Origin of the sequence: Streptomyces sp. NPDC094448 (genome assembly GCF_044763775.1) — a bacterium.
In the GTDB taxonomy this organism is placed as follows: domain Bacteria; phylum Actinomycetota; class Actinomycetes; order Streptomycetales; family Streptomycetaceae; genus Streptomyces.
On record NZ_JBIWGU010000011.1, the window covers coordinates 1 to 25744 of the forward strand.

Below are 25744 nucleotides of genomic sequence, written 5' to 3' on the forward strand. Positions count from 1 at the left end.
TGCCGGTCGACCGGGAGTTGGGCCTCGAATTCCGGGAGTGCCCCTGCGCGGTCGCCTGAGGGCGGCTTCACGGCGGTGCGCCGGTAGCGGCGGGGGGGGGGGGGGGGGGGGGGGGGGGGGCCCCCCCCCCCCCCCCCCCCCCACGGCCCCCGGCCTTTCTCGTCAGCGCCCCAGCGGCAGGTCCAGTACCTCCAGTTCGTCCCCGGGACGGGCCCCGCCCGGGGGAACGACGGCCAGACCGTCGGCCGCGGCGATACCGCGCAGCATGGCGGGGCCGCCGTAGCGCAGCGGCACCAGTACCTCCCCGTGGTCGACCACGGGGACGAGGCGGGTGTCCCGGGGATGGCCGGCCACCTCGTCCCGTACGGGCGCGGTGTACGGGGCGGGTTCCGGCAGTCCGGCCAGCCCCCGCAGCAGCGGTGCGGCCAGGGTGAGCAGCGCGGAGACGGCCGCAAGCGGGTTGCCCGGCAGTCCGACGACCCAGCGGGGGCCCTGCCCGTCCGGCAGCCCGGCCAGCACCATGGGGTGCCCGGGGCGGACGGCGACTCCGTCGACGAGCAGTTCGGCGCCTGCCTTCCGCAGGACCGGGTGGACGTGGTCGACGGGCCCGGCGGCCGTACCGCCCGTGGTGACGAGCAGATCGGCGGTGGACGAGGTCACCGCACGGTGCAGCGCCGACTCGTCGTCGCCGATCCGGCGGGTGGCGACGACCTCGGCGCCGAGCGCCCGCAGCCAGGGGCCGGTCATGGGGCCGAGAGCGTCCCGGATCAGCCCTTCCCGGGGGAGCCCCTTGTCGAGGAGCTCGTCCCCGAGGACGAGGACCTCCACCGTGGGACGGGCCACGACGGCCAGGGCGTCGTACCCGGCCGCGGCGGCGAGTCCGAGGACCGCGGGGGTCACCAGCGCCCCGGCGGGCAGCAGCAGCTCGCCGGAGCGGCACTCCTGGGCCCGGGGCCGGATGTCCTGGCCGGGGACGACCGGACGGTCGGCGGAGAGCAGCTGCCGTGTGAGGTCGAGTTGCGCGTGCTCGCTGCGGATGACCGCGGTGGTCTCCGATGGAATCCGGGCCCCGGTGGCGATCCGTACGGCGGTGCCGTCGGGCAGCGTGGGCGGGTCGGCGCTTCCGGCGAGCACCGGGGCGTCCCCGTCGACGGTCCAGGGGCCGGGCCCGGCGACCGCCCAGCCGTCCATGGCGGCGGTGTCGAAGGAGGGGAGATCGCAGAGGGCGGGCAGTTCCTCCGCGAGCACCAGCCCCAAGGAGTGCTCCAGCGGGGCGCGGTGGACCCGGTCGCCTTCGGTGCCGGTACGGCGGGCGGTCTCCCGGCCGGTCCGGGCGGCCAGTCTCCGGGCCTCGGGCCATGGGACGGCCCGGTGCCGGGAGGAGGACGTGCTGCCGGGCCGGGACGGCGGCGGTGCCGCGGACGGTGAGCCGTCCGGCACGGGGGGACGCCGTGCGACGAGCGCGAGAGCGTCTTCGACAGCGTCGCGCCCGCCCGCCCCGGTGCCCTTGGTGGTCCGTTGACGGACCGGGGGCCGGACGGGATCGTCGTCCAGGCCCTCGGCGAAGTCGACGAACGGCACGTCCGGGTCCGGCAGGGGCGAGTCCGCCGGGCCGGTGTCCGGGCCGGAGTCCTGGTCCCGGCCCGGGGTGTGCCCCGGCACGGGGGCCGGGGCGCCGCCGGAGCCGTCCGGCCCGGAAGGTGATCCGGCGGGTGGTCCGGAAGGCCCGGGGGGCGGAATACGGCCGGGGCCGTCCGGACCCCGGCCGAAAACCTGGTCCCAGTCGGCGCACCAGTCCCGGTCGTCCTGTTCCTGTTCCTGTACTTGTACCTGCTTCTGGTCCTGGTCCTGGTCCTGAACCTGGTCCGGGCCGGGGCTGCGTCCGGGGCTGCGTTCTGCGCCCATCACGCACCGCCCTCGCCGGAACCGCCCGCGCCACCGGAACCGCCCGCGCCGCCGGGGCCGGCAGGGCCGTCGGGGCCGGGTGACTCCTCCGCCCAGCGCCGGGCGAGCGCGGTGGCCTTCCGGACGGCCGCGGCGACCGCCTCGGGCCCGCCTGCGCCCGCGGAGGCCGCCGCATAGCCCACGAGGAAAGTGGTCAGCGGAGCGGCGGGCCTGGCCACCCCGTGGGCAGCGTCCCGGGCCAGGTCGAGCAGCAGACCGGTGTCCACGTCCAGCTCGATACCGAGATCGTCCTTGACGGCGGTAATCCATTCCTCCAGCACGGCCCCATGCTCCCTGATCCGGGCCCTGGCGGCGGCGATGTCCTCCCAGGTGTCGCAGTCGAAAGCGGCGAACGGCCCAGCCGCCATCCGGATCGGATCCAACTCCTGGACCAGCAGTTTCAGCGGCAGCCCGGCCGGCGAACCGTACTCGGTCGCCAGCAGGGCGAGTTCACGGCGGAGCGGCTCCGCACGATATGCCGCCACCAGGAACTGGTCCCGCCCCTCGGTATCGGTGAGGACGACGCCCTCCCGTCCACCGCTTTCGACCGCGGCGCCGAGGGGGGACACCAGCCGCCGTACGGTCGCCCGGTCCAGGAACGGCAGATCCGCCGAGAGCACCACCACGACACCGTCCGGTGGGGTGTCGAGCCGCCGGACCCCGGCGTCGAGAGCCGCGAGCGGGCCACCGCCGGGAGGATCCTCACGGGCCCAGACGACGGGCCGCGCGGTGGGCCTGCGCCCGCCGACGACCACCGTCCGGCCCGCTTCCCGGCAGGCGGACAGCACCCGGTCGAGCAGCGCCCGGCCACCCACCCCGATGCCCGGCTTGTCCGCACCACCGAGCCGCTTCGCCGCCCCTCCGGCGAGCACAACGGCGTCGTACGGGACGGTCCCCGGCGGAACGGATCCGGGTGGAACGGATCCGGTCGGAACCGGCCCCGCCGGGACGGGCTCGGACGGAACGGGCCCGGCCGGGACGGACTCGCCCGAGGTCGCAGTCATACCCAGCAGTATGATCCGCACCCGTCGCAGGGGACCATCCGTCACCCCGTGTCCGCCCCGGTGGCAGTGCCCACCGGAGCGGCCGGTCAGCCCCCGCCCCCGCCGTCGGCGCCGCCGCCGCCATCGCCGTCGCCGTCGCCGTCGCCGTCGCCGTCAGAGGGTGCGCAGCAGCAGCGCGGGCTGCTCCACACAGTCCGCGACGTACCGCAGGAATCCCCCCGCCGTGCCGCCGTCGCAGACCCGGTGATCGAAGGTGAGGGAGAGCTGCACGACCTGACGGACGGCCAGCTCACCCCGGTGCACCCACGGTTTGGGCACGATCCGGCCGACACCGAGCATCGCCGCTTCCGGGTGATTGACGATCGGGGTCGAACCGTCCACACCGAACACCCCGTAGTTGTTCAGGGTGAACGTCCCGCCGGTCAGCTCCGCGGGGGTCAGCGCGGACCGTCGGGCGGCCTCCGTCAGCCGGGCGAACTCCTCGGTGAGCGACTCCGCCGTCCGGCGGTGCGCGGCCCGTACCACCGGCACCACCAGACCCCGTTCGGTCTGGGCGGCGAACCCGAGGTGCACCTCGGGCAGCAGTACGACCTCCCGGCGGGCCGTATCGACCCGGGAGTTCAGCTCCGGATGGCGGGCGAGCGCGGCCGTACAGATCCGGGCGAGCAGCGCGAGCAGGGAGATCTTCGGTGCCCCCGCGGCGTTCATCGCGGTCCGCGCGGCCATCAGCTCGGTCGCGTCGGCATCCACCCAGCAGGTGGCGTCGGGGATCTCGGAGCGGCTGCGGGAGAGCTTGTCGGCCACCGCGCCGCGCACTCCGCGCAGCGGGATCCGGATCTCCTGCCCCGCCACCGGTCCTGTCCGCCCCGCCGGTTCCGCGGCCGCCGCGGGAGCAGCGGCCGGTGCGGAAGCCGTACCGGGCACCGTCGGAGCAGCCGGGGCGGCCACCTGAGCAGCCCGCTCCACATCGGCCCGCAGGATCAGCCCTTCCGGTCCCGACCCGGTCAACTGCCGCAGGTCCACACCGCTCTGCCGGGCCAGTCTCCGCACCAGGGGCGAGATCACCGGCACGGGCCCCTCGGGAGCGGGCTCCCGCACTGCCGCCGCGGGTCCGGGGGTGACGACACCGGGCTCGCGCAGAACGGGAGTCCCGGGCGCGGGCCGTACGGATCGGGGCCCGACCCGGCGGCGGCGGGCGGCCGGCGCCCCCGTCCCGTACCCGACGAGCACATTGCCGGACGTCTCACCCGAGGCCGCGCCGGCCGCACCCGCGCTGCCGCCGACGCCGCCCGACGGCGCTTCACCGGAGGTACGCGAACCCGCGGCACGGTGACCGCCGCCCGGCTCCGGGGCTTCCGCATCCGGCACCGGCCCGGCGCCCGGACCGCCGCCCACCGCACCCACCGCGACCGTCAGCAGAGGTGCGCCCACCGGCAGTTCGGTGCCCTCTTCGCCGAAGCGCGCGGTCACCACACCCCCGTACGGGCAGGGCACCTCCACCATGGCCTTGGCCGTCTCGACCTCCACCACGGGCTGGTCGACGGCGACCACATCGCCCACGGCTACCAGCCAGCGCACGATCTCCGCCTCGGTCAGCCCCTCACCGAGGTCGGGAAGCCTGAACTCCAGCACCTGGGCCATCAGCTCGCCGCCTCCCACTGCAACCGCGCCACCGCGTCGAGAACCCGGTCGACCCCGGGCAGATGGTGCCGCTCCAGCATCGGCGGCGGATAAGGGATATCGAAACCGGCGACCCTCAGCACCGGCGCCTCCAGATGGTGGAAGCAACGCTCCGTGACCCGGGCCGCGATCTCCCCGCCGGGTCCGCCGAAACCGGTGGCCTCGTGGACGACGACGGCCCGCCCGGTGCGCCGCACCGACGCGCACACGGTCTCGTCGTCGAACGGCACCAGGGAGCGCAGATCGACGACCTCCAGGTCCCAGCCCTCCGCCGTCGCCGCTTCCGCCGCCTCCAGACAGACCGGCACGGACGGACCGTAGGTGATCAGCGTGGCACTGCTGCCCCGGCGCCGGACGGCGGCCCGGCCCAGGGGCTCCACCGCGGCCGGGGCGTCCGGCGACCAGTCGGCCTTGGACCAGTACAGCCGCTTGGGTTCGAGGAAGACCACCGGATCGTCACTGGCAATGGCCGCCCTGAGCAGGCCGTAGGCGTCGCCGACGGTCGCCGGGGTGACGACCTGCAGCCCCGGTGTCGCCATGTAGTACGCCTCGGAGGAGTCGCTGTGGTGCTCGACACCGCCGATTCCGCCCCCGTACGGCACCCGGACGGTGATCGGCAGCGGCATCGCGCCCCGGGTGCGGTTCCGCATCCGGGCGACATGGCTGAAGAGCTGCTCGAACGCGGGATAGGCGAAGGCGTCGAACTGCATCTCCACCACCGGCCGCAGCCCGTACATCGCCATGCCCACGGCCGCGCCCAGGATCCCCGCCTCGGCGAGCGGGGTGTCCGTACAGCGGTCGTCGCCGAACTCGGCGGCGAGCCCGTCCGTGATCCGGAAGACTCCGCCGAGGGTGCCGACGTCCTCGCCGAGGACATGGACCGCCGGGTCCTCGGCCATCGCGTCCCGCAGGGCACGCCGCAGGGCCTGCGCCATGGTCGCGGGCCGGGCCGGGGCCGCCGTCCCGGGGGCCGTGGTGGTCGCCGTGGTCATCGCGCGTCTCCTTCGTCGCCGCGGGGGCTGCGGGGGCCCTCACCGGTGTCGCCGGTCTCTTCGGAGGCCTCCAGCTCGGCGCGGAGCAGGTCCGCCTGCTCCGCGAGCCGGCCGGTGCGCTCCGCGTACACCTCGGCGAACAGGTCCATCGGGTCGAGCACCGGATCGGCGTTCATCCGCTCCCGCAGCCGCGCGGCCATCGCCTCGGCCCCGTCCGCGACGGTCCGCCGGTGTCCGTCGTCCAGCAGCCCGCGGGCGGTCAGCTCCCGCTCCAGCAGCAGGATCGGATCGTGCTCCCGCCAGGCCTCGACCTCCGCGTCGCCGCGGTAGCGCGTGGCGTCGTCGGCGTTCGTATGCGCGTCCATACGGTAGGTGACCGCCTCCACCAGCGTCGGACCGCCACCGGAGCGGGCCCGCTCCATCGCCTCGGAGAGGACCTGGTGGACCGCGGGCGCGTCGTTCCCGTCGACGAGGCGGCCCGGCATGCCGTATCCGACGGCTTTGTGGGCCAGAGACGGCGCAGCGGTCTGCTTGGCCAGCGGTACGGAGATCGCAAAGCCGTTGTTCTGGACCAGGAAGACGACCGGGGCCCGCCATACCGCCGCGAAGTTCAGCGCCTCGTGGAAGTCGCCCTCGCTGGTGCCGCCGTCGCCGACCAGGGCGAGCGCGACCACGTCGTCGCCCTTGAGCCGGGCCGCGTGCGCGAGGCCCACGGCATGCGGCAGCTGGGTCGCGAGGGGGGTGCAGAGCGGGGCGATACGGTGCTCATAAGGGTCGTACCCGGTGTGCCAGTCGCCGCGCAGCAGGGTGAGCGCCTGCACCGGGTCCAGTCCGCGGGCGACGGCCGCCAGCGTGTCCCGGTAGCTCGGAAACAGCCAGTCCTGCTCCCGCAGCACCAGCGCGGCCGCCACTTCGCACGCCTCCTGACCCGTGCTGGAGGGGTAGACCGCGAGCCTGCCCTGCTTGGTGAGGGCCGTCGCCTGGACGTTGTACCGGCGGCCGCGGACGAGCTGGGCGTAGAGCCTCAGCAGAAGCTCGGGGTCCGCCGCGGCCGCGGCGTCCGTGCCCAGCACACGGAACGGCTCGGGGTCGGGGAGCAGGGGCGCGGGGTCGGTGCGGGGCCGCCAGGCCGGGGGCGGGGTGGGCCGGTAGGCGGCGGACCCGGGCAGCTCCTGCACGGTCGTGCTGCTGCTCTTACGCAACGCGAGCACCTCCTCGTGGGGGCGACGAAGGAGACGGCCGACTGTGGTCCGCCTCACCTACCGATTGTTCGGTCGTCAGCGCAATTTGGCTACAGGCGGCCTCAGCCTGTGGACAAACGGTTCTCCACAGCCTGTGATGGGCACAGGCCGTCCAGAGCGGGAAAGCGGGGGGACATGGAAGCTGAACAAATGGCCGTCGGCGGGGCCGGAGCCGGGCAGCCGCCCGCTCCCCGCCCGCTCGACGCCGTCGACCGGGACATCCTGCGCATCCTGCGGACCGACGGCCGGGCGTCGATACGCTCCGTGGCCGAGCGGGTCCATGTCTCCCGGGCCAATGCGTACGCCCGGATCAACCGTCTTCTCGACGACGGCGTGATCCGCGGCTTCAGCGCCCGTATCGACCACGAGCGGGCCGGGCAGGGCGCCTCCGCCTACATCACCCTCAAAATCGTCCAGAACTCGTGGCGGACGGTGCGCGAGCAGCTTGAAAAGCTTCCGGGAGCCACGCATATCGCGCTGGTCAGCGGCGATTTCGATGTACTGCTCCTGGTGCACACCCGGGACAACCGGACCCTGCGGGAGCTGGTGCTGACCCGGCTCCAGTCCATGCCGGAGGTGCTCTCCACCCGCACCCTGCTGGTCTTCGAGGAGACCGACCTCGACCAAGGCACCGGACTCCCGGCACCGGCCGTGCCACCGGACGACGACGCCTTCGTCTGAGGCCGGGCGCCCGGGGAACCCACGGCCACGGAGCCCGCTCGGCCCACAGGGCACACAGAGCACACAGAGCAACAAGACATCAGAACCCACGGAGCACACAGGCCCCCGGGCCCGCGGAGCCCGCCTTCAACCGGGCGGCAAGCCGCCTGGCCGGACCGCCGAAGACCGCTGAAAGCCGCCGGGCCGAGCCGGAGGCCCCCGGATCGGGCTCGGGCCGGAGACCGTCAGGAAGCGGGCCGGCCCGCCGCTCCCGGCCCGTCCGGCGTGGTCCGCAGTCCGTCGAAGGCGATCCGTACCACCGTCTCGGCCACCTGGTCGCCCTCCCAGCCGCCGCCCGGATGCGGGCGGTACCACTCCACCAGCGAATTCACCATGCCGAAGAGCAGCCGGGTGGCGAGCCGGGTGTCCACGTCGGCGCGGAGATCGCCTTCGGCCGCCGCCGCCCGCAGCAGCTCCACCACCCGGTGGTCGAACTCCCGGCGGCGCTCCATGGCCCACCGCTCCGTCTTGGTGTTGCCCCGCACCCGCAGCAGCAGCGTCACATAGGGCAGATCGGCCACCAGCACCTGAACCGTGCGCCGCACCACGTACTCGACCCGCTCCACGGCCCGGCCGTGCTGCGCCCCGCTCTCGTCGAGGATCCCGAACAGGCCGTCGAGCGCCCGGCTCACCGCCCGCCGCAGCAGCTCCTCCTTGCCCGCCACATGGTGGTAGATGGACGATTTGGAGATGCCCGCCGCCTGGGAGAGGTGCTCCATGGACGTGCCGTCGTAGCCGCGCTCGTTGAAGATGCGGACCGCGACGGTCAGCAGCGTCTCCGGGGTGTAGGTGTCCCGCTTCGCGGTGGTCATCCGTCCGCTCCCTCGCCTGGTCCGGCGGCCGGGGCCGCCCGGGGTATGCCCCGGCCGCCGACGGTGCCGTGCGCACCGGCGGTCCCGTGCTCGACGGCGGTCATGGAGGTGATCCTCCCCGATGGGTTTTCCACAGGTTCGACAGGCCCCCTTGTACCGACCGATCGTTCGGTTACTCTAACCCTGTCCACTCATCCCCGCCCAGCTCGACGAGGAGTTGGTCCGTCATGACGCTGACCGATATCCGGCTGACCGACCACCGTGCGACGCTCGACCAGGCCCTCGAAGCGATTCGCACCCGGGCCTACTGGTCCCCCCACCCCGAGCATCCCAAGGCATACGGCGAGAGTGCGCCCGCCGAGGGCCTCGCGGCCTTCGAAGCGCTCAAGGGCACCCGCTTCGATCTGGACCAGCCCGGCACCGACGGCTGGGCCGGTGCCGAGGTCTCGCCGTACGGGCCGGAGCTGGGCATCGAGTATCCGCACGTCGACCCGGATGTGCTGCTCCCCGCGATGCGCCGGGCCGTGCCCGGCTGGCGCGAGGCCGGGCCGGAGCGGCGCGCCCTGGTCTGTCTGGAGATCCTGGCCCGGATCAGCGCCCGGACGCACGAGTTCGCCCATGCCGTGATGCACACCAGCGGCCAGGCCTTCATGATGGCCTTCCAGGCGGGCGGACCGCATGCGCAGGACCGCGGCCTGGAGGCCGTGGCCTATGCCTATCTGGAGCAGACCCGCACCCCGGAGACCGCCGACTGGTCCAAGCCGCAGGGCAAGCGCGACCCCCTGAAGCTGCACAAGTCGTTCACCACGGCGGGCCGTGGCATCGCCCTGGTCATCGGCTGCAACACCTTCCCCACGTGGAACGGCTATCCGGGGCTCTTCGCCTCCCTGGCCACCGGCAATCCGGTGCTGGTCAAACCGCATCCGCGGGCGGTCCTTCCGCTGGCGCTCACCGTCCGGACGGCCCGGGAGGTCCTCGCCGAATCCGGCTTCGACCCCAATCTGGTCGCCCTGGCCGCCGAGCACCCCGGCGAGGGCATCGCCAAGACCCTCGCCCTGCGCCCCGAAATCAAGATCATCGACTACACGGGGTCCAGCTCCTTCGGCGACTGGCTGGAGGCCCACGCCCGCCAGGCCCAGGTGTACACGGAGAAGGCGGGGGTGAACACCGTTCTCGTCGACTCCACCGACGACTACCGCGGCATGCTGTCCAATCTGGCGTTCTCCCTCTCCCTCTACAGCGGCCAGATGTGCACCACCCCGCAGAATCTGCTGATCCCCCGCGACGGCATCCCCACGGACGCGGGCCACAAGACGTACGACGAGGTGGTGAACGACCTCGCGGCCTCCGTCGGCGGCCTCCTCGGCGACGACGCCAGGGCCAACGCCCTGCTGGGCGCCCTGGTCAATCCGGACGTCAAGGCGCGGCTGGACGGCGCTGCGGAGCTGGGCGAGGTGGCCCTGCCCTCGCGCAGCGTCGCCAACCCCGACTTCCCGGACGCCGTCGTCCGTACCCCGGTCATCGTCAAGGTGGACGCCGTCGGGCCGGAGTCCGAGTCCGCCTTCCTCACCGAGTGCTTCGGACCGGTCTCCTTCGCCGTCGCCGTGGATTCGACGGACGCAGCGGTCGAACTGCTGCGGCGCACGATCCGCGACCGGGGCGCGATGACGGTCGGCGCGTACACGGTGTCGGAGAAGACCGAGCGCGCGATCGAGGAGGTCTGTCTGGAGGAGTCGGCCCAGCTGTCGCTGAATCTGACGGGCGGGGTGTATGTGAACCAGACGGCGGCGTTCTCCGACTTCCACGGCTCCGGCGGCAATCCCGCGGCGAACGCGGCCCTGTGCGACGGAGCGTTCGTCGCCAACCGCTTCCGGGTGGTGGAGGTCCGCAGGCAGGCCTGACACCCGCGATCCGCCGGGCCGTAAACCGGGCCCGGGCCCGTAACCGGGCCCGTGAGCCGTGCCGGGCCCACGGGCCCGGCACGGGCGGGTACCGGGCGGGCAGACACCGGCTCGCGTCCTGTCTTCAGGAGGGGCCGGGGATCTCCGCGTACCGCTGTACCCAGGCATGCATGGCGATCGCCGCGGCCGCCCCCGCGTTGATGGACCGTGTCGAACCGAACTGCGCAATGGAGCAGACCATCGCGGCGTGCTCCCGGGCCTCGTCCGTCAGCCCCGGTCCCTCCTGGCCGAAGAGCAGTACGCAGCGGCGCGGCAGCACGGTCCGCTCCAGCGGTACGGCACCGGGGAGGTTGTCGATCCCGATCACCGGCAGGCCCTCGGCCGCCGCCCAGCGCGTCAGGGACTCGGTGTCCGGGTGGTGCCGGACGTGCTGGTAGCGGTCGGTGACCATGGCGCCCCGCCGGTTCCAGCGGCGGCGGCCGACGATATGGACCTCCCGGGCGAGGAAGGCATTGGCGGTGCGCACGACGGAACCGATGTTGAAGTCGTGGCTCCAGTTCTCCACGGCGATATGGAAGTCGTGGCGCCGGGTGTCGAGATCCGCGACGACGGCCTCCCGCGTCCAGTAGCGGTAGCCGTCGGTGACATTGCGGCGATCGCCCCCGGCCAGCAGCTCGGGGTCGTACCTCTCGTCCTCGGGCCACGGCAGCGGATGCGGTCCGACACCGATCTCGGGCCCGTAGCCCTCGTCGTACTGCACCGGCTGCACCGGCTCGTCCCCGGCCGGCGCCCCGGCCGCGGAAACGGGGTCGGGTACGCCGACCGGGCCGGCCGGTGCGGCTTCGGGGCTGCTGTCTCGGGTGGTGCTCACCCCACGAGCGTACGGGGCTGTCCGGCGTCGCCGGTCCGCTGCTCCGGCACCATCGGCGCGGGCCCCGGCTCCGCGTCCCCGCCGCCCGCGCCCGGTGTGCGCCCGATCCTGGACAGCAGACCGTCCCGGCCACGTGCCACCCGGACGCCCAGCCAGAGCAGGAAGGCGGTCGGCAGGAAGACGGCGTCGGCGGCGATCATCGCCAGCGAGAAGAACGGCAGGCCGAGGATGAGGGCGATCCCGGCGTGCTCCGCGATCATCACCACCAGCAGGACGTTCTTCACCTTGCGGTTGAAGAGGGTGAAGGGGAAGGCGACCTGCACGATGACCGTGCCGTAGGTGAGCACCATCACCATCAGCCCGTTGGCGGCCAGCAGATCGGAGAGCGCGGGCCAGGGGGTGAAGTAGTCCAGCTTGAGGGGGTAGTAGAGGGCGGTTCCGTCCTGCCAGCGGGAGCCTTGGATCTTGTACCAGCCGGCTGTGGCATAGATCAGACAGACCTCGGCCATGATCACCACGAGTCCGGCGTTATGGCCCAGATTGGCGCAGCAGTCCAGCAGGATCCGCGGCTGGCTGCGGGGTCCGAGCCGGTTCGCCAGCGCCCACAGGGCCAGCCCCACCCACATACCCCAGAGCACGAGCAGGATGAACAGCCCCGTCCGGTTCTCCAGGGTGGCGGTGAGCAGCAGGGTTCCGGTGATCACCCAGAGCACCGGGCCCACCCGGTCGGGAGCGTCCGGGGCGCTCCGCGCGGCCCGGCGAGCGTCCAGCGACCACACCTGGCCGCAGCGGGTGACCAGCAGATAGAGCGCCATCAGATGGATGACGTTGTCTCCGCCGTCACCCACGAAGATCGACCGGTTCTGGAGCGACAGCACCCCGACCATGAACAGCGCGGACATGGTGCGGGTGCGCCAGCCGAGACAGAGGAGCAGGCTCGCCAGTACGGCCGCGAAGTAGACGATCTCGAACCAGAGTGCGCTGTCCGACCACATCAGGACGGTGAAGGCGTCGTTGCCCTCGATGAACCGGTTCGCCATCTGCCAGCTCCACGGCCCGTCCGGGCCGTACAGCTCATGGCGGTTGGGAATCTCCCAGAGCAGATAGAGCAGCCAGGTCCCGGCGAAACCGATCCGGACGACGGCGCTCTGATAGGGGCCCAGAGCAGTGGAGGTGATCTTCTGGAGTACCCGGGCGGTCCGGGTGGTCCCGCCGTCCGCGCTGGTGGCGGGGGTGTCGGGGGTACGGGTCCGCTCGGTGTCCGGGCCGTCTGCCGTGCCGGTCATCGGGCCGCCTCCGTGCGCTCGCCGTTCCGTACGGCCGCTGCGACCGCCTCGGACCCGCCCTGGCCGGTACCGCCCGGGGAGCCCGTACCGCTCCGAAGGTCCGTACCGCTCCGAAGGTCCGCACTGCTCCGAAGGCCGCCGGCCGGGCCGGCCGCGCGGACTCCGGTTCCCAGCGGGCGGTCCGCGGGAGTGACGTTCCACCACGGCAGCACCCGGTAGACGGGGCGGCTGTCGTTCTTCTCCTTCGACCACGAAGGCGGCTTCACCAGTTCCGTTTCCGCACGGACCTGGATGCGCTCCACCTCGGCACCGAGGCCATGGCGCTGGTCCAGTTTGAGCATCACGATCCGCTTCAGATAGGTCTGGGCCAGTTCGCCCCGGGGGCCGGTGGCGCGGTTCTGGTTGTCGTGCCAGCTCGTGTAGAAGTCCCAGGAGCGGCGGAGCAGGTTCTGCAAGGTGTGGCTGGGCAGCAGATTGCCGCGGATCTCCGCGGCGTCACCGGCGCTCAGGTCGATCCACTCCGTGATCTTCTTGCCGCCGTCGGCGGTCGACAGCTCCGCCTTCACCTGGACCCTGATGTTCTGCTGGAGCGGATTGGGGGCGAAGAGCTTCCAGTTCTGCTCGAACTCGGGATAGACCCAGGCGTCGATGGCCTTGTCGTACTGCTTGCTCGCGGTATTGGACGGAGCGACGTGCAGAAAGACGAAGAGCAGATGGACCCCGGCGACCAGGGCGACGAGCCCGAGGACGACGGCGGCGGTGATCTGGTACGGGAGCGACAGCGCGGCGATCCCGGATACCGGCGCCGCCGCGGCCTCCCCCTCGGGCTCAGCGGCCCGGGGCCCCTCGGCGGGCCCGCCGCCGAGGGGGGGTGCTTCGGTACCGCCGGGCCCGTCGGCCTTCGTGTCGGGGGAAGCCGGGGCGTCCTTCGCGGCCGAGGCCGTCACCCCACCGGCGGCACCGGCGCCGGACCCGGCACCTGACGCGCCGCCGTCCCGTTCCCGCTGGTCGACGGCGCGTCCGGCCCGGTCGCCGGAGAGTGCGGGCGCGGTGTCCGGCAGTGCGTCCGGCGGTGTATCCGGCCGACGGCCCCCCGGTCCCTGTGTGCCCTCGTGCTCGTAGGAGTCCATCCCGCCCCGATCCCGCCGGTCCCAGCTCGGTTATCCACAGGGTTGACACCTTAAGGGCCGTCGACTCACCATTGAAGTCAATGAACCGAACGATCGGTCGGTAGGGGGTTCGGATGGCGTCAGTGACGGCGGATAAGCCGGAGATGTACGGGTCGGTGCCCGGTGACGGCTCCGGTCCGCGCGGGCCGCTCGCCCCCGGCGGCTCCCCTCAGGAGGTCTTCGACGCGACCGTGGCGGCCGACGAGCGCATCGAGCCGCGCGACTGGATGCCCGACGCGTATCGGGCGACCCTGATCCGGCAGATGGCGCAGCACGCGCACTCGGAGATCATCGGCATGCAGCCAGAGGCCAACTGGATCACGCGTGCGCCGTCACTGCGCCGCAAGGCGATCCTCATGGCCAAGGTGCAGGACGAAGCGGGCCACGGCCTGTATCTGTACAGCGCGGCGGAGACCCTGGGCGTCGGTCGGGACGAACTGCTCGACAAGCTCCACTCCGGCCGTCAGCGTTATTCGTCGATCTTCAACTATCCGACGCTGACCTGGGCGGACGTCGGTGCCATCGGCTGGCTGGTCGACGGTGCCGCAATCACCAACCAGGTCCCCCTCTGCCGCTGTTCCTACGGTCCGTACGCCCGCGCGATGGTCCGGATCTGCAAGGAGGAGTCCTTCCACCAGCGCCAGGGGTACGAGCTGCTCCAGAGCCTCTCCCGTGGCACCCCCGCCCAGCACGCCATGGCGCAGGACGCGGTGGACCGCTGGTGGTGGCCGTCGCTGATGATGTTCGGCCCGCCGGACGACGAATCGGCGCATTCGGCGCAGTCGATGGCCTGGAAGATCAAACGCCATTCCAACGACGAGCTGCGCCGCCGGTTCGTGGATATCTGCGTCCCCCAGGCCGAGAGCCTCGGCCTGACCCTCCCCGACTCCGATCTCCGGTGGAACGAGGAGCGCGGGCACTACGACTTCGGCGCGATCGACTGGGCGGAGTTCCAGGCCGTCCTCCGCGGTAACGGCCCCTGCAACGAACAGCGGCTGGACCAGCGCCGCCGCGCGCACGAGGACGGCGCCTGGGTGCGGGACGCCGCCGCGGCCCATGCCGCGAAGCACACGGCCACCGGTCCGCCGCACCCCGCGGCGGACCCGAGCACGGACCAGCACGGCACGGGCCCCCGGGAGGCGACGGCATGAGCAGTTCGAAGGACTGGCCCCTGTGGGAGGTCTTCGTCCGCTCGCGGCGCGGCCTCTCCCACACCCACGCCGGCAGCCTGCACGCGCCGGACGCGGAGATGGCCCTGCGCAATGCCCGCGATCTGTACACCCGGCGCAGCGAGGGCGTGTCGATCTGGGTCGTACCGTCGGCCGCGGTCACCGCCTCGTCGCCGGACGAGCGGGACCCCTTCTTCGAACCCTCCGCCGACAAGCCCTACCGCCATCCGACGTTCTACGAGATCCCCGAGGGGGTGAAGCACCTGTGACGGCCACCGTGGAAGGAGCCCGCCGGGCGCCCGGCGCCGGCGTGCCGCGTGAAGCGGCCCTCGCCCTCGGCGACGACGCGCTGGTGCTGTCGCACCGGCTGGGGGAGTGGGCGGGTCACGCCCCCGTGCTGGAGGAGGAGGTCGCCCTCGCCAATATCGCCCTCGACCTGCTGGGCCAGGCCCGGATCCTGCTCTCCCTCGTCGGCGACGAGGACGAGCTGGCGTATCTCCGCGAGGAGCGGGCCTTCCGCAATCTCCAGCTGGCCGAGCAGCCGAACGGCGACTTCGCGCACACCATCGTCCGGCAGCTCTTCTTCTCCACCTACCAGCATCTGCTGTACACCCGGCTGGCGGCGGTGGACGGGCCGTTCACCGCTCTCGCGGCCAAGGCGGTCAAGGAGGTCGCCTACCACCGGGACCACGCCGAGCAGTGGACGCTCCGGCTCGGCGACGGCACGGACGAGAGCCGGCGGCGGATGCAGCGGGCCTGCGAGGCGCTGTGGCGGTTCACGGACGAGCCGTTCCGGCCCTTCGGCGGACTGATCGGCCCGGATACCCGGGAGGACGGTCCGGGACGGCACGGACCGCCGGAGCCGGAGGGGTTCCGGGACGGGTCCGGCTCCGGGGCCCCCGTCGACGGAGCGGCCCTGGAAACCGAGTGGCTGGCGTCGGTGACGGCGGTGCTCACCAAGGCGACGCTGACCGTTCCCGAAGGCCCCCGGTCCGGCGGCTGGACGGCGGGCGCGGGCCGCCAGGGCATCCATACCGAGCCCTTCGGCCGGATGCTCGCCGAGATGCAGCACCTCCACCGCAGCCACCCGGGGGCGTCATGGTGAGCGACACGGTCCGCCGGCCGGTGCGGGCGCCGGGCCGCCCGAACGGCGATTCGGGCCTGAACGGCGATTCGGGCCTGAACGGCGGTTCGGGGCCGGACGGCGATTCGGGCCTGGAGGCGGAGCTGCGCCTGATCGCCGGGGCGGTGCCCGATCCGGAGCTTCCGGTGCTGACCCTGGCCGAGCTGGGAGTGCTGCGCGATATCCAGATCCTCGGCCCCGGCCGGGTCGAGGTGGCCCTCACCCCGACGTATACGGGCTGCCCCGCCGTCGAGACGATGAGCGCCGATATCGAGCGTGCCCTGCGCGGCCACGGAATGACGGAGATCTCGGTCGTCACCGTGCTCTCCCCCGCCTGGTCGACGGACGACATCACCGCCGAAGGACGGCGCAAACTAGCCGAGTCGGGCATCGCCCCGCCCCGGCCCCACACGGCGTCGGGGCCGGTCCCGGTGGGGCTCTCGGTCCGCTGCCCGCACTGCGGTTCGACGGAGACCGAGCTGCTCAGCAGATTCTCCTCCACCGCCTGCAAGGCGCTGCGCCGCTGTGTCTCCTGCCGTGAACCCTTCGACCACTTCAAGGAGTTGTAGATGTTCCATCCGCTCCGGGTCAGCGAGGTCGAACGGCTCACGGACGATTCGGTCGCCGTCACCTTCGAGGTGCTGCCCGAACTGGCCGCAGACTTCCGGCACACCCCCGGTCAGCATCTCGCCCTGCGCCGGGTGATCGACGGCGAGGAGATCCGGCGGACGTACTCGGTCTGCACCCCCGCCGACGACGGCGAGGGGGCCGCCGCGCCCGTGCTCCGGGTGGGCATCCGGCTGGTCGACGGCGGCGCATTCTCCACCTGGGCCCTGAAGGAGCTGGCCCCCGGTGAGCTGGTCGAGGTGATGCCCCCGACGGGCCGGTTCCGGCTGGCCCCGCGCCCCGGCCGGTTCGCGGCGGTCGTCGGCGGCAGCGGGATCACCCCGGTGCTCTCGATGGTCGCGACCCTGCTGGCCAGGGAGCCGGAGGCCCGCTTCTGTCTGGTGCGCAGTGACCGGACCGCCGCATCGACGATGTTCCTCGACGAGGTCGCGGACCTCAAGGACCGCTATCCGGACCGCTTCCAGCTGGTCACGGCCCTCTCCCGGGAGGAGCAGTCCGCCGGGCTGCCGTCCGGGCGGCTGGACCGGGAGAGACTGACGGCCCTGCTGCCCGCGCTGCTGCCGGTGCCGGAGGTGGACGGCTGGTTCCTGTGCGGCCCCCTGGGGCTGGTGTCCGCGGCCGAACAGGCCCTGCGCGGGCTCGGAGTCGACCGGTCCCGGATCCACCAGGAGATCTTCCATGTCGACGACGGCTCGGCGCCCGCTCCCGCCCCGCTGCCGGCCCCCGAAGGGGCCGCGCTGACGGCCACCCTGCACGGGCGCTCCGGCACCTGGACCGTCCGGGACCGGGAATCGCTCCTGGAGACCGTGCTGCGAAGCCGCGCGGACGCCCCTTACGCCTGCAAGGGCGGGGTCTGCGGCACCTGCCGGGCCTTCCTGGTCTCCGGCGAGGTCCGGATGGACCGGAACTTCGCCCTGGAGCCGGAGGAGACGGAGACGGGCTATGTGCTGGCGTGCCAGTCCCACCCGATGACTCCGGAGGTGGAGCTGGACTTCGACCGCTGACCGTCCCGGCCCGGCCCGGCACCTCGCCCCGCGCTGCCGTACCTGTGGTTATTTCCTCAACACTGCCATATCTTGACGGTCCGTCAGATACGGCCGGTGGAGCCGGCTCGGGTGCGCGGGAGGGCAGGACTGTGGACTTCACCTTCACCGAGGAGCAGCAGGCGGCCGTCGAGGCGGCGAGGGCGGTGTTCTCGAAGGTCGTCCCGGACGGTGTACCGAGCCCGGCGCTCACCCCGGGCGCGGTGGCCGACACCTTCGACCGCCCGCTGTGGTCCCTGCTCGCGTCCGCCGATCTGCTGAGCCTGGTGCTGTCGGACGAGTACGGTGGCGCGGGCCCCGACCCCGTCGCACTCTGTCTGGTGCTGCGCGAGTCCGCGAAGGTACTCGCCCGGGTTCCCCTGCTGGAGACCGGTGCGGTCGCCATGGCCGTGGAGCGGTACGGCAGCGCCGGACTGCGCGCCGGGCTCCTGCCCGAGGTGGGCCGGGGCGCATGTGTCCTCACGGCCGCGACAAGCGGCCGTACGGGCCATGATCCCGCCGAACTCGCTGTCACCGCACGGAAGACGACCGGCAGCGAGGACGGCACGGCACCGGAGTGGATCCTCGACGGCGTCCAGACGGCCGTGCCCTGGGGCCACTCCGCCGATCTGATCGCGGTCCCCGCACACAGCGGAGCGGGCGGCTCCGTTCTCGCCCTGGTCGAGCCGGGACAGCGGGGCGTCGCCCTCGCCGACCAGTTCTCCACCAGCGGCGAGCGGTACGCCGAGGTGACCCTCGACTCCGTCCGCGTACCGGCCGGGCGGATGATCGACGACGGCGAGGCCTGGGAGTGGCTGAGGCTGCTGCTCACCACCGGCGTCTGTGCCCTTGCGCTCGGTGTCGGCGAGCGGGTCCTGTCGATGACCGGTGCCTACACCGCGCAGCGCGAGCAGTTCGGCTTCCCCGTGGCCACATTCCAGGCGGTCGCCGTGCAGGCGGCCGACCGCTTTGTCGATCTGCGGGCCATGGAGGCCACGCTCTGGCAGGCCGCCTGGCGGCTCTCACCCGCCCGGGACGGCGCCGCGGTCGGCGGCCCGCTGCCGATCGCCGGGGATGTCGCCGTGGCGAAGATCTGGGCCTCCGAGGGGGTACGCCGGGTGGTCCAGACGGCCCAGCATCTGCACGGCGGCTTCGGCGCGGACACCGACTACGTCCTGCACCGCTACCACGCCTGGGCCAAACAGCTCGAACTCTCCCTGGGCCCGGCAGCCGCCCATGAGGAAGCCCTCGGCGATCTGCTGGCCGCCCACCCCCTCGGCTGACGCCTGCGCCATCGGACCGACGCCTACCAACGCCTACCGGCGGGTCAGCGGGTCAGGCCACGAACGCGGGACTGCCGTCGTCCGTCACCATCGGACGGCCCGCGGCCTCCCAGGCGAACATGCCGCCGTCGATATTCACGGCGTCGATGCCCTGCTGGACCAGATAGGCCGTGACCTGCGCCGACCGACCGCCCGACCGGCACATCACATAGATGCGCCGCCCGTCCTCGGCCGCCTCGGTCACCTCACCGAAACGCGCCACGAAACCGCTCATCGGCACATGCAGCGCGCTCTCGACATGGCCTGCCTGCCACTCGTCGGCCTCGCGGACGTCCAGCATCAGCCCGTCGTCCGGCACCTCGGCGACGGTCACCGTGGGCAGCGGGGCGAAGTTCATGGGTCAAGCCTCTTCTCGTACAGCAACGGACCGTCCGCTCGACCCTAGCCGAGAAGCGCGCCCAGCTCCCGCTCGCGTTCTGCGACCTGCGCCAGCAGCTGTTCCGCGATCTCGTCCAGCAACCGGTCGGGATCGTCCGGGGCCATCCGCAGCATCGACCCGATCGCCCCCTCCTCCAGCTCCCGGGCGATCACCACCAGAAGTTCCTTGCGCTCGGCCAGCCACTCCAGCCGGGCGTACAGCTCCTCGGCCGCACCCGGACCCGCTTCGGCGGGCAGCGGACCGGCGTCCCACTCGGCGATCAGAGCGCGCAGCCCCTCGGTGTCGCCCAGCGCATAAGCGGCGTTCACCCGGGTGAGGAACTCCTCGCGCCGCGCCCGCACCGTCTCCTCCTGCGCCAGATCCGGATGCGCCTTCCGGGCCAGCTCGCGGTAGAGCCGGCGGGCCTCTTCGCTCGGCCGCACCCGCTGCGGCGCCCGCACCGGCCGTCCGGTCAGCATCGCGACGGCCTCGGGAGACATTCCGCTGTCGTCCATCCAGCCGTGGAACAGCTCTTCCACCCCCGGCATCGGCAGCACCGCCGCGCGGGCCTCCTGTGCCTTGCGCAGATCCTCCGGATCGCCCGTACGCGCCGCCCGGGCCTCCGCGATCTGCGCCTCCAGCTCGTCCAGCCGCGTGTACATGGGCCCGAGCTTCTGGTGGTGCAGCCGGGAGAAGTTCTCCACCTCGACCCGGAACGTCTCCACCGCGATCTCGAACTCGATCAGCGCCTGCTCGGCTGCGCGCACCGCCTTCTCCAGCCGCGCCTCCGGCCGCTCGTGGGCAGCGGCCTCCGCGGCCTCGGCGCCGCCACCGGACTCCGACCGGGCACCGGGCACCGAGCCCGCTCCGGTGTCCGGTCCGCCGTCGGCCGCACCGGCCTCCGGCGCGCCGGAGCCCTGGTCCGGGAGTTCGCTCCCGGATCCGCTCGGTGCTGTGCCGTGGTCGGGGTTCCGATCTGCGTTCTCGTCGGCGTTCTGGTCGGCGTTACGGGCCACCGGCCCGCCGGGCGCTTCCTGGGTCACCCGCCCAGCCTACGGGCGCACCGCCCGCTCCCGTCACACTCCCTGCTCAGCCGTGATGCGTCCGCCCTTGACCGCAGCCGCCAGGGCCGCGTGATCCGCCTCCGTACGGTCCGCGTACAGCACCGCGAACGCGGCCACCGCCTCGTCCAGCTCCTCGCTGCGTCCGCAGTAGCCGGCGAGCAGCCGCGGATCGGCACTGTGTGTATGGGCCCGCGCCAACAGGGCGCCCGTCATCCGCCCGTAGTCGTCGAGCTGGCCGGGCGAGAGTTCGGCGGGATCGACGCTGCCCTTCCGGTTCCGGAACTGCCGTACCTGGAAAGGCCGTCCGCCGACCGTGGTCCAGCCCAGCAGCTGATCGCTGACCACCTGCATCCGCTTCTGCCCGAGTACGACCCGCCGCCCCTCGTGCTCCGCGTCCGGCACCGGGAACCCGACGGCCGGCAGATACGGCAGCAGCGCCGACGCCCGTGCCTCCTTCACCTGGAGCACCAGCGGATCGCCGCGGTGGTCCAGCAGCAGGACCACGTACGAGCGGGTGCCGACACTGCCCGTGCCCACCACCCGGAACGCCACATCGTGGATCGCGTACCGGGCCAGCAACGGCTGCCGGTCCGGCGCCACCGTCGTCAGATACTCCGCCAGCGCACCGGCGACCGCCGCGGCCTCCGCGTCCGGGACCCGGCGCAGCACCGGGGCCGCGTCGACGAACCGCCGTCCGCCCCCTTCGGCCTCCGGCACGGCCTCCGTCGACTTCGCCGCGAAACGGGCACTGGTGTTGTTACGGGCCTTCTCCGACACCCGCTCCAGCGTGCCCACGAGATCGCGGGCAGCGGTGTGCGAGACGAGTTCCTCGTCCGCGATCGCGTTCCACGCGTCCAGTGCGGGCAGCTTCGCCAGCAGCCGCAGGGTGCGGCGGTAGGCGCCCACGGCGTCGAAGGCCGCGCTGCGGCAGACCGTCTCGTCCGCACCGGCGGCCCGCCCCGCCAGCACCAGGGACGCGGCCAGCCGCTTCAGATCCCACTCCCAGGGACCGGGCACGGTCTCGTCGAAGTCGTTGAGGTCCATCACCAGCTTGCCCCGGGCGTCCCCGTACAGACCGAAGTTGGCCGCATGGGCGTCACCGCACACCTGGGCGCTCACGCCCGTTACCGGTGTGCCCACCAGATCGTGCGCCATCAGCCCGGCCGCACCCCGCAGAAAGGCGAACGGCGAGGCCGCCATCCGCCCCACCCGGATCGGCGTCAGCTCCGGCACCCGGCCCAGACTCGACTGCTCCACGGCCGCCACCGCATCCGGGCGGCCGGCGGGCAGGACCAGGGCCGCATGGGAGGACCGCGGCACCCGGTCGCGCAGCGCCTTCCCCCTGTGCTTCGGGCCGGTGCCGACCCCGTCGGCCGCCCCGCCGCGCGGTGCGAACCCGGGCACGGCCGGTATCCGCACGCCACCGTCCTGCACAGCACCGCTCGGGAACACCCCGGCCGGGATCCGCGCCCCGCCCGTCGCAGGCACCCCCGCCGTCGCTGCCGTCACCGTCTCAGCCCCGCCCATCGCGCGCCGCCTCCCCCACTCCGTACCCCCGACACCGGATCCACGGCCGGAATCGACGGCCGGGATCCGTCTCCCGGCGCCCCGACCGTACCGCCATGTCCCCCGGCGCTCCCAGACCCGGTCGCGCCCCGATCACCCGGCCTCCGCCGCTCCGGCACCGGCGGTCGCCACGACGGGCACCAGGCCCGGTGCCGGACACCGCGCGCACCTGCCCGACGAGGGACACCGCGACGTATACGCATCCGTCGAGGGGCTCGACAGGAGCCGCCCGCCCCGGCAAGGGGACCCCAGGGCCGGTGTTTCACGTGAAACACCGGCCATCCGCCGACCGGCAGCCACCGGCCCGGCATCACTCCTGCAGACCGAGCCCCGCATCCCGCGCCAGCAGCGCCGCCTGAACCCGGTTATCGCACTCCAGCTTCGCCAGGATCCGGCTGACATAGGTCTTCACGGTGGCTTCGCTCATATGCAGCCGACGGCCCGCGTCGGCGTTGGAGAGCCCCTCACCGAGCAGACCGAGAACATCCCGCTCCCGGGCGCTCAGCTGGGCGATCCGGGCCCTGGCCTGCTCGGCCCGGCCGGCCGCCCGGCCCGTCGCCAGCTGGTCGATCACGTGCCGGGTGGCTCCGGGGGAGAGATAGGCGTCACCCGCGACCGCGGCCCGTACCGCGGCGATCAGCTCCGCGGGCGCGGTGTCCTTCAGCAGAAAGCCCGCACCACCGGACTCCAGAGCCCGCAGGACGTTCTCCCGCTCACCGAAGGTGGTCAGGATGATCACCCTGGTGCCGGGGACCACCTGCCGCAGCTCCGCCATCGCGGTCAGCCCGTCCATCACCGGCATCTGGATGTCCAGCAGCACCACATCCGCTCCGTACGAACGCGCGGCCTCCACCGCCTCCCGGCCGTTCGCCGCCTCGGCCACCACGTCGATCTGCCGGTCGGAGGTGAGAATCATCCGGATACCGGCCCTGATCAACGGCTCGTCGTCCGCGATAACGACCCGGATCCGCTCCCCCGCCATATGTCCCGTCCTCACCGTCACACCGCCCGAAAGGAAGACCCTAGTCCGCCCCACCCCGGACGACGCCCGCCGCACGACCTCACAGCTCCACCGTCACCTCGTACGCGGTCTTCTCGATCAGCCTGCCGTCCCGGAAGCAGAACCTGAACACCGGTTCACGGTCGAAATCGTCGCTGGTCTCGTCCGAGACCACCACCAGGCAGTCGGAGTTCACCGGCTCCCTCGGGTGCCCCTTGGCGTCGTCGACGCCGTAGGACCAGAAGGAGTCCCCGGACGGCATCTCCTTCCGTACATCCTCCTCGGCGGCGCCGAGGGCGATCTCGTCGTACCGCTCCCGGCTCACCAGGTTGTCGTCCGCGGACGTGATGAGGAAGTACCCCCCGACCGCGACCACGGCCCCCACGACCAGCACCAGCAGCAGCGCTATGCCGCACCCCAGGCCCACCCCGCCCAGCGTGCTGCGCCGCGGCGCCCGCGGTCCGTACATCTCGCCCATCACCGGCTCCTGTCCCGAGACATTCCAGTTCATCGCCGGAACACCATCGGTCGGGGAGACGTCCGCGGACTGCCGCGGAAAGTCGTCCTGCGGAGCAACGAAAGGCGCCTTCTCGCCCGTCCCGTACGGCAGCACTCCCGCCACCCGGAAGCCGCCCCCGTCGGCGGCGCCCGCATGGACGATGCCACCGACCAGCCGCGCCCGTTCCCGGAGCCCGGTCAGCCCCTGCCCCCCGCTGACGACCTCCCCCGCCCGTCCGGGCTCCGCCGGACCGCTGACGATCTCCACCACCAGCGAATCGGGCTCGTACCGCAGCTCCACCGCGATCGCCGCGCCCGGAGCGTGCTTGTACGCATTGGTCAGCGACTCCTGGACGATCCGGTACGCCGCATGATCGGCCGCCGCGGCCAGCGGCCGGCGCTCCCCGCTGTGCCGCAGCGCCACATTCCGGCCCGCCCCCCGGGCGGCCGCCACCAGAGCCTCCACCCCGGCCGTGCCCCGGGCGGCCCGCCCGGGTTCGTCGGCCGCCGCCGCTCCGGGCTGCTCGTCCTCCCGCAGGATGCCGACGACCTCCCGCAGCTCGTGCATCGCACCCACGGACGCCTGCCGCAGCACCCCCACGGCCTCCCGCTGCCGGCCGGTCAGCTCGGAGTCCACCTCCAGCGCCCCCGTATGCACGGCGATCAGCGCGAGCTGGTGCCCGAGGCTGTCGTGCATGTCCTGGGCGATCCGCTGCCGCTCCAGCAGCCGCGCCTGCCCCGCCACCATCCGGCTCTCCCACAGCAACTGGGCATTGCGCTCCCGGAGCGTGTCCAGCAGCGTCTGCCGCTGCGCCAGATAGCGGCCCGCGAGACCCGGCACGATGACCAGGGCGAGATAGACCAGGGCGCCCAGCGCCAGGCCCCAGACGGGCGGGAAGCCGCTGTCGCGTATCGCAGGCAGCCCGGCCAGGCTGACCACGACATAGGAACCGACGAACGTGGCCAGCGCCCGCCCGGACGCTTCGATCCGCCGCCCGGCCGACCAGGCGAGTGCCGTCAGCACCAGCATTCCGGCGGCCAGCGGACCGGCACAGGCACTGGTGACCAGGAACACCGTCGCCGGATAGCGCCGCCGCAGCAGGGCGAGCACCACGACAGCGGCTCCGAAGAGGCCGAGCCAGAGCGCGGAAGCCTTGTCCAACAGCAGCCCGATACCGACCGCCGACGCCGCCAGGAGCAGCGCGTACCCCGCTTCCGTCCAGGGCCGGCGGCGTGACCACGGATCGGGCTCCATCAGCCATCCCCAGCCCCGCCGCAGCCTCTCCGCCCCGTACTTCATCGCCACCTCCACCCCGGCACCCTAAGCACACCGCACCGACGCGGACGTCCCCCTTTCGTCCCGCCCCGCAACAACGAACGTCGCCCCCGGCCAAGCCCCTCCGACAAGCGACCGGCCGGCCCTTCGAGGACACCGCCGTCACCCGCACCGGCGGCCCCGTTATGGCGAGCAGAGCCGGAAGCGCGCGGCGCCGCCCACTGCTCACTCGGGATTCGTGCCTGTCCTTCGTCGGTTCGGAGAGGTTCACTCGGCCAGGGGAGCGGGATCCTGTCCTCGCTGCCGGGGATCATCGCCTTGCCGCCCACGGCCATGGCGACCAGCGCCTCCGCCGGGCCGCCCACGGCCTTCAGCTTCCGCACCGCACCGGCGGGCACGACGACGGCCTGTCCGGCCTTGGCCCGGCCGGCCTCGCCCTCCACCTCGACCTCGAACTCGCCCGACAGCGGCATCCACACCTGTTCACGGTCGATGATGTGGTCCGGCGTGACCGAGTCGGCGGCCATCTCCACCCGCCAGGTGCTGACCTCGGCGCTCCCCTGGCTGGGGGCCGCCAGGCCGAACATCGAAGCGGCGGGCGTCTTGGTCGTCCGCTGCTCGCTCTCGCTGACCCCGGCCAGACCATCGACGACCTGGAGAAGCGGGGGTACGTGGAACGCCGGCCCCATCCCGCCGGCGGCCGGCGCAAGCTCGTCGTACTGACCGACAAGGCGCTGAAGCACCTCGCCGTAGCCGGACGGATCCTGCACGAGCTGGAGTCACAGCTGACCAACCAACTCCACGAGGCCGGCCGGCAGGTCCCGCGAGCCGAACTCGCGGCCATCATCCGTACCTTCGCAGGCGACTCGGTCCCCCCGCTGCGCCCCGCCTGGTGAAGTGCACGGCAGTACGCTGACGGACCGCGGCCGCGGCGATCACCGACAAAGCGGGGATCACCGACAAGGCACGCCGTCGGCAACCGGCGATGCCCTCTGGTGGGGTACCGACGAAACGCGCTGGTCAGCGACTATGCGGGCGTCCTCGAGATCGTTTCCGGCGCTGTACCGCCGTTTTCCCG

The 25744-nt window shown here is 72.8% G+C and carries 24 protein-coding genes; 9 read left to right on the top strand and 15 right to left on the bottom strand.

The window, feature by feature from the left end; all coding sequences use genetic code 11:
- Window positions 1-162: 162 nt before the first annotated feature.
- From ACIQ9E_RS21685 to pdhA, 5 genes are all read right to left on the bottom strand, one after another.
- Window positions 163-1905 carry a molybdopterin molybdotransferase MoeA gene (locus ACIQ9E_RS21685; RefSeq protein ID WP_403709410.1) on the bottom strand — a complete coding sequence of 581 codons (1743 nt, stop codon included), beginning with the start codon at window positions 1903-1905 and terminating at the stop codon, window positions 163-165.
- The gene (locus ACIQ9E_RS21690; RefSeq protein WP_403709412.1) at window positions 1905-2948 is read right to left on the bottom strand and encodes a DUF6457 domain-containing protein; all 1044 of its coding nucleotides are present in this window, start codon (window positions 2946-2948) and stop codon (window positions 1905-1907) included. The genes ACIQ9E_RS21685 and ACIQ9E_RS21690 overlap by 1 nt, the downstream gene beginning before the upstream one ends.
- A 153-nt stretch (window positions 2949-3101) precedes the next feature.
- Window positions 3102-4589 carry a dihydrolipoamide acetyltransferase family protein gene (locus tag ACIQ9E_RS21695; protein WP_403709414.1) on the bottom strand — a complete coding sequence of 496 codons (1488 nt, stop codon included), beginning with the start codon at window positions 4587-4589 and terminating at the stop codon, window positions 3102-3104.
- A complete protein-coding gene (locus tag ACIQ9E_RS21700; protein WP_403709416.1) occupies window positions 4589-5620 on the bottom strand; it encodes an alpha-ketoacid dehydrogenase subunit beta in 1032 nt (343 codons plus the stop codon). Before ACIQ9E_RS21700 ends, ACIQ9E_RS21695 begins: the two co-directional genes overlap by 1 nt.
- Complete coding sequence (gene pdhA / locus ACIQ9E_RS21705; RefSeq protein WP_403709840.1) at window positions 5617-6822, bottom strand: pyruvate dehydrogenase (acetyl-transferring) E1 component subunit alpha; 1206 nt, start codon at window positions 6820-6822, stop codon at window positions 5617-5619. The genes ACIQ9E_RS21700 and pdhA overlap by 4 nt, the downstream gene beginning before the upstream one ends.
- A gap of 189 nt (window positions 6823-7011) precedes the next feature.
- Here pdhA and ACIQ9E_RS21710 point away from each other — a divergent pair, with 189 nt between their 5' ends.
- Complete coding sequence (locus ACIQ9E_RS21710) at window positions 7012-7542, top strand: Lrp/AsnC family transcriptional regulator (protein WP_403709842.1); 531 nt, start codon at window positions 7012-7014, stop codon at window positions 7540-7542.
- A gap of 224 nt (window positions 7543-7766) precedes the next feature.
- On the opposite strand, the gene ACIQ9E_RS21715 is transcribed toward ACIQ9E_RS21710, so the two are convergent.
- Window positions 7767-8393 carry a TetR/AcrR family transcriptional regulator gene (locus ACIQ9E_RS21715; RefSeq protein WP_403709418.1) on the bottom strand — a complete coding sequence of 209 codons (627 nt, stop codon included), beginning with the start codon at window positions 8391-8393 and terminating at the stop codon, window positions 7767-7769.
- A gap of 227 nt (window positions 8394-8620) precedes the next feature.
- Here ACIQ9E_RS21715 and paaN point away from each other — a divergent pair, with 227 nt between their 5' ends.
- The gene (gene paaN / locus ACIQ9E_RS21720; RefSeq protein ID WP_403709420.1) at window positions 8621-10294 is read left to right on the top strand and encodes a phenylacetic acid degradation protein PaaN; all 1674 of its coding nucleotides are present in this window, start codon (window positions 8621-8623) and stop codon (window positions 10292-10294) included.
- Window positions 10295-10418: 124 nt separating this feature from the next.
- Here paaN and ACIQ9E_RS21725 read toward each other — a convergent pair whose 3' ends face one another.
- The 3 genes from ACIQ9E_RS21725 to ACIQ9E_RS21735 are packed head-to-tail and all read right to left on the bottom strand — an operon-like array spanning window position 10419 to window position 13581.
- Window positions 10419-11165 (bottom strand): TrmH family RNA methyltransferase, encoded by a 747-nt coding sequence (locus ACIQ9E_RS21725; RefSeq protein WP_403709422.1) that lies wholly within the window; start codon window positions 11163-11165, stop codon window positions 10419-10421.
- Window positions 11162-12451, bottom strand: a complete 1290-nt coding sequence (locus ACIQ9E_RS21730) for an HTTM domain-containing protein (RefSeq protein ID WP_403709424.1) — start codon at window positions 12449-12451, stop codon at window positions 11162-11164. Before ACIQ9E_RS21730 ends, ACIQ9E_RS21725 begins: the two co-directional genes overlap by 4 nt.
- Entirely contained in the window at window positions 12448-13581 is a 1134-nt protein-coding gene (locus tag ACIQ9E_RS21735) for a DUF5819 family protein (protein ID WP_403709426.1), read from the bottom strand. Before ACIQ9E_RS21735 ends, ACIQ9E_RS21730 begins: the two co-directional genes overlap by 4 nt.
- A gap of 113 nt (window positions 13582-13694) precedes the next feature.
- Here ACIQ9E_RS21735 and paaA point away from each other — a divergent pair, with 113 nt between their 5' ends.
- The 6 genes from paaA (at window position 13695) to ACIQ9E_RS21765 (ending at window position 18844) form a co-directional block, all read left to right on the top strand.
- On the top strand, window positions 13695-14771 hold the full coding sequence (gene paaA, locus ACIQ9E_RS21740; RefSeq protein WP_403709428.1) for a 1,2-phenylacetyl-CoA epoxidase subunit PaaA: 1077 nt from the start codon (window positions 13695-13697) through the stop codon (window positions 14769-14771).
- A complete protein-coding gene (gene paaB / locus ACIQ9E_RS21745) occupies window positions 14768-15058 on the top strand; it encodes a 1,2-phenylacetyl-CoA epoxidase subunit PaaB (protein WP_366261526.1) in 291 nt (96 codons plus the stop codon). Before paaA ends, paaB begins: the two co-directional genes overlap by 4 nt.
- Window positions 15055-15894, top strand: a complete 840-nt coding sequence (paaC, locus tag ACIQ9E_RS21750; RefSeq protein ID WP_403709430.1) for a 1,2-phenylacetyl-CoA epoxidase subunit PaaC — start codon at window positions 15055-15057, stop codon at window positions 15892-15894. Before paaB ends, paaC begins: the two co-directional genes overlap by 4 nt.
- Window positions 15888-16481, top strand: a complete 594-nt coding sequence (gene paaD / locus ACIQ9E_RS21755; RefSeq protein ID WP_403709432.1) for a 1,2-phenylacetyl-CoA epoxidase subunit PaaD — start codon at window positions 15888-15890, stop codon at window positions 16479-16481. The genes paaC and paaD overlap by 7 nt, the downstream gene beginning before the upstream one ends.
- A complete protein-coding gene (locus ACIQ9E_RS21760; protein ID WP_403709434.1) occupies window positions 16482-17543 on the top strand; it encodes a 2Fe-2S iron-sulfur cluster-binding protein in 1062 nt (353 codons plus the stop codon).
- Between the two features lie 131 nt (window positions 17544-17674).
- Window positions 17675-18844 carry an acyl-CoA dehydrogenase family protein gene (locus ACIQ9E_RS21765; protein ID WP_403709436.1) on the top strand — a complete coding sequence of 390 codons (1170 nt, stop codon included), beginning with the start codon at window positions 17675-17677 and terminating at the stop codon, window positions 18842-18844.
- A 52-nt stretch (window positions 18845-18896) separates the two neighbouring features.
- Here ACIQ9E_RS21765 and ACIQ9E_RS21770 read toward each other — a convergent pair whose 3' ends face one another.
- From ACIQ9E_RS21770 to ACIQ9E_RS21795, 6 genes are all read right to left on the bottom strand, one after another.
- Window positions 18897-19241, bottom strand: coding sequence for a rhodanese-like domain-containing protein (locus ACIQ9E_RS21770; RefSeq protein ID WP_403709438.1), 345 nt, complete (start codon window positions 19239-19241; stop codon window positions 18897-18899).
- A gap of 44 nt (window positions 19242-19285) precedes the next feature.
- A complete protein-coding gene (locus ACIQ9E_RS21775) occupies window positions 19286-20305 on the bottom strand; it encodes a hypothetical protein (protein WP_403709440.1) in 1020 nt (339 codons plus the stop codon).
- A gap of 33 nt (window positions 20306-20338) precedes the next feature.
- Window positions 20339-21853: a DUF2252 domain-containing protein gene (locus tag ACIQ9E_RS21780; protein WP_403709442.1), complete on the bottom strand. Its 1515-nt coding sequence runs from the start codon at window positions 21851-21853 to the stop codon at window positions 20339-20341.
- A 349-nt stretch (window positions 21854-22202) separates the two neighbouring features.
- On the bottom strand, window positions 22203-22874 hold the full coding sequence (locus ACIQ9E_RS21785) for a response regulator (protein WP_403709444.1): 672 nt from the start codon (window positions 22872-22874) through the stop codon (window positions 22203-22205).
- 79 nt (window positions 22875-22953) lie between these two features.
- Window positions 22954-24690 carry a histidine kinase gene (locus ACIQ9E_RS21790; RefSeq protein WP_403709844.1) on the bottom strand — a complete coding sequence of 579 codons (1737 nt, stop codon included), beginning with the start codon at window positions 24688-24690 and terminating at the stop codon, window positions 22954-22956.
- Window positions 24687-25355 carry a cupin domain-containing protein gene (locus tag ACIQ9E_RS21795; protein WP_403709446.1) on the bottom strand — a complete coding sequence of 223 codons (669 nt, stop codon included), beginning with the start codon at window positions 25353-25355 and terminating at the stop codon, window positions 24687-24689. Before ACIQ9E_RS21795 ends, ACIQ9E_RS21790 begins: the two co-directional genes overlap by 4 nt.
- On the opposite strand from ACIQ9E_RS21795, the gene ACIQ9E_RS21800 reads away from it, so the two are divergent.
- Window positions 25338-25562: a hypothetical protein gene (locus ACIQ9E_RS21800; protein WP_403709448.1), complete on the top strand. Its 225-nt coding sequence runs from the start codon at window positions 25338-25340 to the stop codon at window positions 25560-25562. The two genes, ACIQ9E_RS21795 and ACIQ9E_RS21800, sit on opposite strands and share 18 nt — an antisense overlap.
- Window positions 25563-25744: the final 182 nt, after the last annotated feature.

Excerpts from the sequence above, each read along its gene's own strand:
- ACIQ9E_RS21785 (WP_403709444.1), bottom strand. The coding sequence starts at position 22,874 with ATGGCGGGGGAGCGGATCCGGGTCGTTATCGCGGACGACGAGCCGTTG.
- ACIQ9E_RS21790 (WP_403709844.1), bottom strand. The coding sequence starts at position 24,690 with ATGAAGTACGGGGCGGAGAGGCTGCGGCGGGGCTGGGGATGGCTGATG.
- ACIQ9E_RS21695 (WP_403709414.1), bottom strand. The coding sequence starts at position 4,589 with ATGGCCCAGGTGCTGGAGTTCAGGCTTCCCGACCTCGGTGAGGGGCTG.
- ACIQ9E_RS21700 (WP_403709416.1), bottom strand. The coding sequence starts at position 5,620 with ATGACCACGGCGACCACCACGGCCCCCGGGACGGCGGCCCCGGCCCGG.
- ACIQ9E_RS21685 (WP_403709410.1), bottom strand. The coding sequence starts at position 1,905 with ATGGGCGCAGAACGCAGCCCCGGACGCAGCCCCGGCCCGGACCAGGTT.
- ACIQ9E_RS21770 (WP_403709438.1), bottom strand. The coding sequence starts at position 19,241 with ATGAACTTCGCCCCGCTGCCCACGGTGACCGTCGCCGAGGTGCCGGAC.
- ACIQ9E_RS21760 (WP_403709434.1), top strand. The coding sequence starts at position 16,482 with ATGTTCCATCCGCTCCGGGTCAGCGAGGTCGAACGGCTCACGGACGAT.
- paaN (WP_403709420.1), top strand. The coding sequence starts at position 8,621 with ATGACGCTGACCGATATCCGGCTGACCGACCACCGTGCGACGCTCGAC.
- paaD (WP_403709432.1), top strand. The coding sequence starts at position 15,888 with ATGGTGAGCGACACGGTCCGCCGGCCGGTGCGGGCGCCGGGCCGCCCG.
- ACIQ9E_RS21735 (WP_403709426.1), bottom strand. The coding sequence starts at position 13,581 with ATGGACTCCTACGAGCACGAGGGCACACAGGGACCGGGGGGCCGTCGG.
- ACIQ9E_RS21795 (WP_403709446.1), bottom strand. The coding sequence starts at position 25,355 with ATGGGGCCGGCGTTCCACGTACCCCCGCTTCTCCAGGTCGTCGATGGT.
- paaB (WP_366261526.1), top strand. The coding sequence starts at position 14,768 with ATGAGCAGTTCGAAGGACTGGCCCCTGTGGGAGGTCTTCGTCCGCTCG.
- ACIQ9E_RS21730 (WP_403709424.1), bottom strand. The coding sequence starts at position 12,451 with ATGACCGGCACGGCAGACGGCCCGGACACCGAGCGGACCCGTACCCCC.
- ACIQ9E_RS21690 (WP_403709412.1), bottom strand. The coding sequence starts at position 2,948 with ATGACTGCGACCTCGGGCGAGTCCGTCCCGGCCGGGCCCGTTCCGTCC.
- ACIQ9E_RS21710 (WP_403709842.1), top strand. The coding sequence starts at position 7,012 with ATGGCCGTCGGCGGGGCCGGAGCCGGGCAGCCGCCCGCTCCCCGCCCG.
- paaA (WP_403709428.1), top strand. The coding sequence starts at position 13,695 with ATGGCGTCAGTGACGGCGGATAAGCCGGAGATGTACGGGTCGGTGCCC.
- ACIQ9E_RS21780 (WP_403709442.1), bottom strand. The coding sequence starts at position 21,853 with ATGGGCGGGGCTGAGACGGTGACGGCAGCGACGGCGGGGGTGCCTGCG.
- ACIQ9E_RS21715 (WP_403709418.1), bottom strand. The coding sequence starts at position 8,393 with ATGACCACCGCGAAGCGGGACACCTACACCCCGGAGACGCTGCTGACC.